The following is a 9529-nucleotide window of genomic DNA, read 5'->3' as shown; positions in this document are numbered from 1 at the left end:
CGATGAAGTGCGAACCGCTCCTGAATGGATTCAGTTGGATTTGTTCGGGGAATCCTCGTCTCTTTAGAGCGGGGAGGATGTCAATGGCTTTTTCTCGTATCCTAACGTAAGTTCGGGATAAGGAAGGGAGGATGGAGTACGCTGAACACGCAATAGTCTATTTTCAAGATTGTTTGTTCCCTTCAAACACCATCTTTTCTAATATGAAAATCAGCCCAAAAAGAATCCTCGCGATTAATATCCCAAAATAGGCTGGGTTGCCGATTTTGAAATATTTTGTCGTAGTAATGACAAACTTCAACGATCTCCTGGAGAGTTTGCCACCGTCCGAGGGTTTCTTCACTCAAAGACCCCGAACTCCCAAAAGCAAACGTCCAATTTCTGGCCGGTGTTGTTGGTAAAATCAGCGAGTGCAACCGTCTCCGTATCCAGCGATCGATGTGAAACTTCTTCAAGGCTCTTGCGATGAGATGATTGCCACCGACAAAAATATTAGCCATTTCAAAGTATTTTTGTGCTGCGATCGGCTTTACTTCTAAAGCGAGGTAATTAAATTGACTAATTAACTTAAAATCTGTATATCCAAGCTCGTTTAAATTAGGTAAAAAAGCGAATGTTTCTTTCCCTTTTTCAACTGAGATGTATTGAGGTAAATTATCTTTGTTTAATGCTTCTAAACATAAGCGATCGTAGCCTTCAATATCAATTTTTAAATAGTAGGGCGTGCCATATTCTTCAAGAATCGAAATAAAAGGGCGACAGGTCACGTCGATCGCGTGGTGAGGGCTACCATGACGAGACGCTGACTCGCGGCTAAAAGAACTCCATTCAGAATGAGATTCACAAATCCAAAAGGGAAGAATTCCTTCCTCTCGGGCGATCGCAACATTGAGAATGGTTAATTGACCTGTCGCAATTTCTCGACTAAATCGTTCTTGGGCGCGATCGACAAGGTCGGGATCGGCCTCGATCGCCAATACTTTAAAATTCCGGCTGAGATAATAGGCGGTATCTTCGCCTTTATTCATCCCAACATCATAAATTAAATTGGAAACCATCTTGACAAGTGAGCTGAGAACCTATGTTGAAGAGTATAACACTAACCAACAGTAAGACCTTTGCCTTTTGTCAAGAACATTGGTTCTAAGTTCCCTCTGTTTCCATCCGCAATCGTACCGACTCGGCATGGGAGTGCAGTCCTTCCGCATTGGCAAGGGTTTGAATTGCCCGAGACATCTTACTCAGTGCCGTCTCGGAATATTGAATAAGACTTGAATGTTTCATAAATGTTTCTACGCCTAACGCAGAGGCATATCGTGCCGCTCCCGAGGTGGGTAAAGTATGATTGGGTCCGGCTAAATAATCTCCTACGGCTTCCGGGGTGGAATTGCCCAAGAAAATTGCCCCCGCGTGACGAATGCGATCGATTAAACTCCAAGGATCGGCAATTTCTAGCTCTAAATGTTCCGGTGCAAAGAGATTGGAATAATAAGCCGCCGTTTCCAGAGAATCGACAATGACAATTAACCCATAATGAGCGATCGCCTTTTCCGTTAAAATCCGGCGGGGATGGTTTTTTAGCTGCTCTTCAACGGCTGATTTTACCTGTTGCGCCAACCCTTCATTGGGAGTGAGTAAAATTGCCGCCGCAAGGGGATCGTGTTCCGCTTGGGCCAACAAGTCTGCTGCCACGTGAACGGGGTTGGCATGGCGATCGGCAATAATTAACACTTCCGAAGGACCGGCTAAAGAATCAATGCCCACGGTCCCATAAACCATTTTTTTCGCGAGGGTAACATAGATATTCCCCGGCCCCGTAATGACATCTACCTTGGGGAGAGTTTGCGTGCCGTAAGCCAAGGCTGCGATCGCTTGTGCGCCCCCTACGCGATAAATTTCCGAGATCCCTGCTTCTTGTGCGGCCACTAAAACGGCGGGGGTAATTTTCCCGGCTGCGGCTGGGGGCGTGACCATAACAATACGGGGAACCTTGGCCACTTTGGCCGGGATTGCGTTCATCAGTACCGTACTCGGATAGGCCGCCCGCCCTCCCGGAATATATAAACCCGCCCGATCGACCGGATTGTAGCGTTTACCTAACACCACCTCATCATCCCCAAAATGAACCCAAGATTTGGGGATGCGCTGGCGATGAAAGGCCTCAATTTGACGGCTTGCCAAAGCGATCGCATCGAGTAACTCCTTCGAGACCTGTTGGTAAGCCGCATCCAGTTCCGAGCCACTGACTCGCAGTTCCTCTACACCGATAATTTGCTTATCGAATTTTTCCGTATAATCGAGCAAGGCGCGATCGCCATCCCGCCTCACAGTTTGAATAATTTCCCGTACTGCTGCTTCTTGGGGCAGTGTTCCGCCGTCAGAGGTACGGCGGCTAATGCGCTCCAATTCGGTTTTAGCCTCAGTTGGTTCGGTGATGATTCGCAGCATAGAATCCCAATGCCCTTGCGATTTGGTAAATGGGAGTTTGGATTCCGACACTATTCTCAAGACGCAGCCTCAGATTTGCCGGATTCCTCTTCCTTATTCTCTAGCTTAGCTTGGATTCCTTGTCGGTTGCCCGCTCCTCCCGCTAGATATTGAAAAACTTTTCCCAAGCAGCTCAGGTCAGATTTCTTGGCAATTGCTTGCGCGAGTCTTGATAATAATGTTATATTAATATGTCCACAGTCCATACCCAGACTGAATTCCCAAACTCAATCGCAATTAGCAGAAATTTTTCTCTAGTTTTTCTAGATTTTTCTAGATTTCTCTAGATTTTTCTAGCATAACGCGATCGTTCCGCAAAGATCACTTTCTTCTAAAGTCTAAGACAACCGTGGCTAACTCTAAATCTGCAATCAAACGCATACAAATCGCCGAGCGCAATCGGCTGAGAAACAAAGCATACAAATCTGCTGTCAAAACCTTAATGAAGCGCTACTTTACGGCAGTAGAAACTTATGTTGCTTCCCCCACGACAGAAGGGAAAGAACAGGTAGATATGGCGCTCTCAAAAGCCTACAGCAAAATTGACAAGGCCATAAAACGCGGTGTTTTGCATCGAAATAACGGCGCGAGGAAAAAATCTCGCTTGGTCAGATTTTGGCAGCGAGTCGGTCAAAACGTGCAAGCTTCACCCGCATCATCAGAAGCCGTTTCTTAAGCCATTTCTGATGTCTTGCGATCGAATGGGGCAAAAATTATTTTCCCCACCCTCATATTTTGATACTCGAGCGAATTAATCTCAAAAAGCGGGTTTCAATGCAATTAATCGATACCCACGTTCATCTCAATTTTGATACGTTTCGAGAAGATTTAGATGCCCTGCAAACCCGTTGGCAAGAAGCTGGGGTCGTAAGGCTCATTCATTCTTGCGTAGAACCCAGTGAATTTCCCAAAACGCGATCGCTCGCCGATCGTTTTGGGAATCTTTCCTTTTCCGTTGGTTTGCATCCCTTAGATGCCCATAAATGGAAAGCAAACTCGCAAGATGAAATTCGCAGCCTCGCGATTTCCGATCCGCGAGTTGTGGCCATCGGCGAACTGGGTTTGGACTTTTTCAAAGCCGAAAACCAACAACAACAAAAAGAAGTTTGCCAAGCTCAACTCGAACTTGCCGTAGAACTGGATCTCCCAGCGATCATTCATTGTCGCGATGCGGCGGCATCATTGCGAGAATTAATTGAGCAAACAAACCGAAAAAAAGGCATCGTAGGAGGGGTAATGCACTGCTGGAGCGGTACGCCAGAAGAAACGCAATGGTTTCTGGAACTGGGATTTTATGTGAGCTTTAGCGGCATTGTTACCTTTAAAAAAGCAGAAAACGTCAAACAATCTGCTCGTATCGTTCCCAGCGATCGCCTATTAATTGAAACCGACTGTCCTTTTCTGTCCCCCATTCCCCAACGCGGAAAGCGCAACGAACCCGCCTTCGTTCGCCATGTCGCCGAAGAACTGGCCAAACTCCGCGAGTGCGACCTCGAAACCCTAGCTCGACAAACCACCGAAAATGCTTGTCGGCTGTTTAACCTAACCATCTAAACCAAATATTTAAACATCCAGAAGTTACCGAGAACGAAATAACCCAATCCCCCAACCCAAATCTCAAATCCCCATGAGCGAACTCACCCATCACCTCCTGCCCGACTTTATTGCCATTCAACGGTCGAGTTTTCGTTGGTTCTTAGAAACCGGACTGATTGAAGAACTCAACAGTTTCTCCCCCATCACCGACTATACGGGCAAACTCGAACTCCACTTTATCGGTCACGAATATAAACTGCACTCCCCCAAATACGACGTTGATGAAGCCAAGCGTCGGGATGCTAGTTATTCCGTACAGATGTACGTCCCGACCCGCTTGCTCGATAAAGAAAACGGCACGATGAAAGAGCAAGAAGTCTTCATCGGCGACTTACCCTTAATGACCGATCGCGGAACCTTTATCATTAACGGCGCAGAACGAGTCATCGTCAATCAGATCGTGCGCTCCCCTGGGGTTTATTACAAATCAGAAACCGATAAAAATGGTCGCCGTACCTACTCGGCCTCCCTCATTCCCAACCGAGGGGCATGGTTGAAATTCGAAACCGATAAAAATGGCTTGGTGTGGGTTCGCATCGACAAAACTCGCAAACTTTCCGCCCAAGTTCTCCTCAAAGCGATCGGTTTATCCACAGGGGAAATTCTCGATGCCCTGCGCCACCCGGATTACTATCAGAAAACCCTCGATAAAGAAGGAGACCCCAGCGAAGAAGAAGCCTTAATGGAACTCTATAAAAAACTGCGTCCCGGTGAACCCCCCACGGTTAACGGCGGTAAGCAGTTACTAGAGTCTCGTTTCTTTGATAATAAGCGTTACGATCTCGGCAAAGTCGGGCGTTACAAACTCAACAAAAAATTGCGCCTGAATATTGCCGACAACATTCGCGTGTTGACCTCCCGGGATATTATGACCGCCATTGATTACTTGATTAACCTCGAGTTCGATATCGGTCAAACCGACGACATCGATCACTTAGGCAACCGTCGGGTGCGATCGGTAGGAGAACTCTTACAAAATCAAGTCCGCGTCGGTCTCAACCGCCTCGAGCGCATCATTCGCGAACGAATGACCGTCAGCGAAGCCAACGCCCTCACCCCAGCCTCTTTGGTCAATCCCAAACCTTTAGTTGCGGCCATTAAAGAATTCTTTGGTTCCTCGCAACTGTCCCAGTTTATGGATCAAACCAATCCCCTCGCGGAATTGACCCACAAGCGTCGCCTCAGCGCCCTCGGACCCGGAGGATTGACGCGAGAACGGGCAGGCTTTGCCGTGCGAGACATTCACCCCTCTCACTACGGGCGGATTTGTCCGGTGGAAACCCCAGAAGGTCCCAATGCCGGTTTAATTGGCTCTCTCGCCACCTATGCCCGAGTCAACGAATACGGCTTCATCGAAACCCCTTACTATAAAGTTGAAGATGGGCGCGTGCTGCTCGATCGCTCCCCTGAATACCTCACCGCCGACCAAGAAGACGATTTGCGGGTCGCCCCGGGAGATGTGGCCACAGACGAAGAAGGCTACATCATCAACGATCGCATCCCCGTGCGCTATCGTCAGGAATTCTCCACCACCACCCCCAAACAAGTCGATTACGTAGCCGTTTCCCCAGTCCAAATCGTTTCGGTCGCTACCTCTCTCATTCCTTTCTTAGAGCATGACGATGCCAACCGCGCCCTCATGGGATCGAATATGCAGCGTCAAGCCGTGCCATTATTGCGTCCGGAACGTCCCTTAGTCGGAACGGGTTTAGAAGCCCAAGCCGCCCGAGACTCCGGCATGGTCGTCGTCTGCCGCACCCCCGGGGTAGCCGTTTACGTCGAAGCCACTCGCATCATCGTAAAATCAAACGTTTCCGCCAATATTGACGGCGGTATTGTCGGGTCGGAAGATTACAAATTTGATATTCGCGAATACGACGAATTCAAACGCAAAGATCGCGCTAAATTTCGGGCAAAATATGGCGATTGCATCGAATACGAAATCCAAAAATATCAGCGTTCCAACCAAGATACCTGCTTAAATCAACGTCCTTTGGTTTATCAAGGGGAAGATGTTGTCCCCGGTCAAGTTTTAGCAGATGGTTCCGCCACAGAAGGGGGAGAAATTGCCCTCGGTCAGAATATCGTCGTTGCTTATATGCCTTGGGAAGGCTACAACTACGAAGATGCCATTCTCATCAGCGAGCGACTGGTAATCGATGATGTTTATACCAGCATCCACATTGAGAAATACGAAATCGAGGCACGACAAACCAAACTCGGCCCCGAAGAAATTACGCGAGAAATTCCCAACGTCGGCGAAGATTCCTTGCGTCAACTGGACGAACGCGGCATTATTCGCATTGGAGCTTGGGTGGAAGCCGGAGATATTCTCGTGGGGAAAGTCACTCCAAAAGGGGAATCCGATCAACCTCCCGAAGAAAAATTGCTGCGGGCGATTTTTGGCGAAAAAGCGCGGGACGTAAGGGATAATTCCCTGCGAGTTCCCAACGGTGAAAAAGGCCGAGTCGTTGACGTGCGGGTGTTTACACGAGAACAAGGAGATGAACTCCCCCCCGGTGCAAATATGGTGGTACGGGTATATGTTGCCCAGAAACGCAAAATTCAGGTGGGGGACAAAATGGCCGGTCGCCACGGCAATAAAGGTATTATTTCTCGGATTTTACCCGCCGAAGATATGCCCTATCTCCCCGATGGTCGCCCGGTTGATATTGTCTTAAATCCCTTGGGGGTTCCCTCGCGGATGAACGTCGGGCAAGTCTTTGAGTGCTTGTTAGGCTGGGCTGGGGAAAATTTAGGGCTGCGCTTTAAAACCACTCCTTTTGACGAGATGTACGGCGAGGAAAAATCCCGAGAATCCGTTCATGAAAAACTAAAAGAAGCCAGTAAGAAGCAAGGCAAAAGTTGGGCATTCAATGAAGATAGTCCAGGTAAAATCCAAGTTTATGACGGACGCACGGGGGAACCCTTCGATCGCCCAGTCACCGTAGGTATTGCCTATATGTTGAAACTGGTTCACCTCGTTGATGACAAGATTCACGCCCGTTCCACCGGACCCTATAGTTTAGTCACCCAGCAACCCCTCGGTGGTAAAGCACAACAAGGGGGACAGCGCTTCGGAGAAATGGAAGTTTGGGCCTTGGAAGCCTACGGAGCCGCCTATATTTTGCAAGAGTTGCTCACGGTGAAATCCGACGATATGCAAGGGCGTAATGAAGCCTTAAACGCGATCGTTAAAGGCAAACCCATTCCTCGTCCCGGCACGCCAGAATCCTTCAAAGTGTTAATGCGAGAACTGCAATCCTTGGGCTTAGATATTGCCGTTCACAAAGTCGAGTCTTCTACGGATGGGACAAGCAACGATTCAGAAGTGGACTTGATGTCCGATGGCGATCGCCGTCGCGCCCCTTCGCGCCCCACCTATGAATCTCTCAGCAACGAAACACTACACGAAGAAGAAGTGTGAAACAGTCACCAGCGATGCGACCCTGGCGAATCGCATTCGCCCAAGGAACGCGCATCGAACCAGTCACCAGTTAAGAATGGGTAACAAATAACAAAAATGAGTAGAAATCAAAACGAACAGCGTTTCGACTATGTTAAAATCGGTCTGGCTTCCCCAGAGCGCATTCGCGTCTGGGGAGAGCGGACTTTACCGAATTCCCAGATTGTGGGAGAAGTGACCAAACCGGAAACGATTAACTATCGTACTCTCAAGCCGGAAATGGATGGCTTATTCTGCGAGCGGATCTTTGGTCCGGCGAAAGATTGGGAGTGTCATTGCGGCAAATACAAGCGGGTGCGACATCGCGGTATCGTGTGCGAGCGTTGCGGTGTTGAAGTCACCGAATCTCGAGTTCGCCGCCATCGCATGGGCTTTATTAAGTTAGCCGCTCCAGTTACTCACGTTTGGTATCTAAAAGGGATTCCGAGTTACTTGAGTATCCTCTTGGATATGGCATTAAGAGATGTAGAACAGATTGTCTATTTTAATGCTTACGTGGTCTTAGAACCCGGTAATGCCAGCAATTTATCCAAGCGCCAACTCCTAACGGAAGATCAGTGGTTGGAGTTGGAAGAACAACTCTACGCCGAAGATGCAGAATTGACAGGCATTGAGGTGGGCATTGGCGCAGAAGCGATTCAACGCTTGCTCGAGGAAATTGATCTTGAAGCAGAAGCCGAAAAACTGCGAGAAGACATTGCCGGCTCGAAAGGACAAAAGCGAGCCAAATTGATTAAGCGCTTGCGGGTAATCGATAATTTTATTGCCACGGGATCTCGACCCGAATGGATGGTTTTAACCGTGATTCCCGTCATTCCGCCAGATTTGCGACCGATGGTGCAGTTGGATGGGGGACGCTTTGCCACCTCCGATCTCAATGACTTGTATCGCCGAGTGATTAACCGCAATAATCGCTTGGCTCGCTTACAGGAGATTCTCGCCCCAGAAATTATCGTGCGGAATGAAAAGCGGATGTTGCAAGAAGCCGTCGATGCCCTCATTGATAACGGACGACGGGGACGGACGGTGGTGGGGGCAAATAACCGCGCTCTCAAGTCCCTGTCAGATATTATCGAAGGAAAACAAGGACGCTTCCGGCAAAACCTGCTCGGAAAACGGGTGGATTATTCCGGGCGATCGGTAATCGTAGTGGGACCGAAATTGAAAATCTATCAATGCGGCTTACCGAGGGAAATGGCGATCGAGCTATTTCAACCTTTTGTAATTCATCGCTTGATTAAAAGTGGTTTGGTGAACAATATTAAAGCTGCCAAGAAATTGATTCAGCGTGGAGAAGGTTCGGTGTGGGATGTCCTCGAGGAAGTCATTGCCGGACATCCCGTCATGCTCAATCGCGCCCCCACCTTACACCGTTTGGGAATCCAAGCCTTCGAGCCTATTTTGGTAGAGGGTCGAGCTATTCAGTTGCATCCTTTAGTCTGCCCGGCATTCAATGCGGATTTTGATGGCGACCAAATGGCGGTTCACGTTCCTCTTTCCTTGGAAGCTCAGGCAGAAGCGCGGTTGTTAATGCTGGCTTGTCATAATATTTTATCGCCAGCGACGGGTAAGCCCATTGTTGCACCGAGTCAGGATATGGTTTTGGGTTGCTATTATCTAACCGCAGAAAATCCAGCAGCGCAAATCCCCGAAAAGGGGGCAGGGCGATATTTTTCATCGATGGATGATGCACTGCAAGCCTTCGAGCAGGGTCAATTGGACATTCATGCTTATATCTGGCTGCGTTATAGCGGTGAAGTGGATATGAAAGAGGCAGACGAAGAGATTGAGGTGGAAGAAAAGTCCGATGGAAGCAAGGTACATCATTATCAATGGCGCAAGGTTCGCGAATTACCCAATGGGGATCGCTTTCAATATATCAAGACCACTCCGGGTCGCATTATCTATAACAAAACCATTCAGGATGTATTAGTCAGTTAAAAGACAACAGAGACTCATTACCCATTACCCATTACTTAA

General features: G+C 48.5%; 6 protein-coding genes. 4 read left to right on the top strand and 2 right to left on the bottom strand.

All coding sequences use genetic code 11. The features are described 5' to 3' along the window. Positions 1-182: 182 nt before the first annotated feature. Both AC6RV6_RS23345 and hisD read right to left on the bottom strand, forming a co-directional pair. The gene (locus AC6RV6_RS23345; protein ID WP_500243281.1) at positions 183-1058 is read right to left on the bottom strand and encodes an FkbM family methyltransferase; all 876 of its coding nucleotides are present in this window, start codon (positions 1056-1058) and stop codon (positions 183-185) included. Between the two features lie 85 nt (positions 1059-1143). Next, positions 1144-2448, bottom strand: coding sequence for a histidinol dehydrogenase (hisD, locus tag AC6RV6_RS23340; RefSeq protein ID WP_500243280.1), 1305 nt, complete (start codon positions 2446-2448; stop codon positions 1144-1146). A 388-nt stretch (positions 2449-2836) separates the two neighbouring features. Between hisD and rpsT the strand changes: the two genes are divergently transcribed. From rpsT to AC6RV6_RS23320, 4 genes are all read left to right on the top strand, one after another. Continuing rightward, a complete protein-coding gene (rpsT, locus tag AC6RV6_RS23335) occupies positions 2837-3163 on the top strand; it encodes a 30S ribosomal protein S20 (RefSeq protein WP_500243279.1) in 327 nt (108 codons plus the stop codon). A 98-nt stretch (positions 3164-3261) separates the two neighbouring features. After that, entirely contained in the window at positions 3262-4041 is a 780-nt protein-coding gene (locus AC6RV6_RS23330; protein WP_500243278.1) for a TatD family hydrolase, read from the top strand. 73 nt (positions 4042-4114) lie between these two features. Then, on the top strand, positions 4115-7510 hold the full coding sequence (gene rpoB, locus AC6RV6_RS23325; protein WP_500243277.1) for a DNA-directed RNA polymerase subunit beta: 3396 nt from the start codon (positions 4115-4117) through the stop codon (positions 7508-7510). 96 nt (positions 7511-7606) lie between these two features. After that, positions 7607-9490, top strand: a complete 1884-nt coding sequence (locus AC6RV6_RS23320; protein WP_500243276.1) for a DNA-directed RNA polymerase subunit gamma — start codon at positions 7607-7609, stop codon at positions 9488-9490. The last annotated feature ends 39 nt before the right edge of the window (positions 9491-9529 follow it).

Source organism: Spirulina sp. LEGE 11439, from assembly GCF_059821285.1.
The sequence above is the reverse complement of the archived record's forward strand: the minus strand, read 5'-3'. Positions and strand labels throughout refer to the sequence as shown.

What these genes read in the sequence shown, in the direction of transcription:
- rpoB (WP_500243277.1), top strand. Translation starts at nt 4,115, where the DNA reads ATGAGCGAACTCACCCATCACCTCCTGCCCGACTTTATTGCCATTCAA.
- AC6RV6_RS23330 (WP_500243278.1), top strand. Translation starts at nt 3,262, where the DNA reads ATGCAATTAATCGATACCCACGTTCATCTCAATTTTGATACGTTTCGA.
- AC6RV6_RS23345 (WP_500243281.1), bottom strand. Translation starts at nt 1,058, where the DNA reads ATGGTTTCCAATTTAATTTATGATGTTGGGATGAATAAAGGCGAAGAT.
- AC6RV6_RS23320 (WP_500243276.1), top strand. Translation starts at nt 7,607, where the DNA reads ATGAGTAGAAATCAAAACGAACAGCGTTTCGACTATGTTAAAATCGGT.
- hisD (WP_500243280.1), bottom strand. Translation starts at nt 2,448, where the DNA reads ATGCTGCGAATCATCACCGAACCAACTGAGGCTAAAACCGAATTGGAG.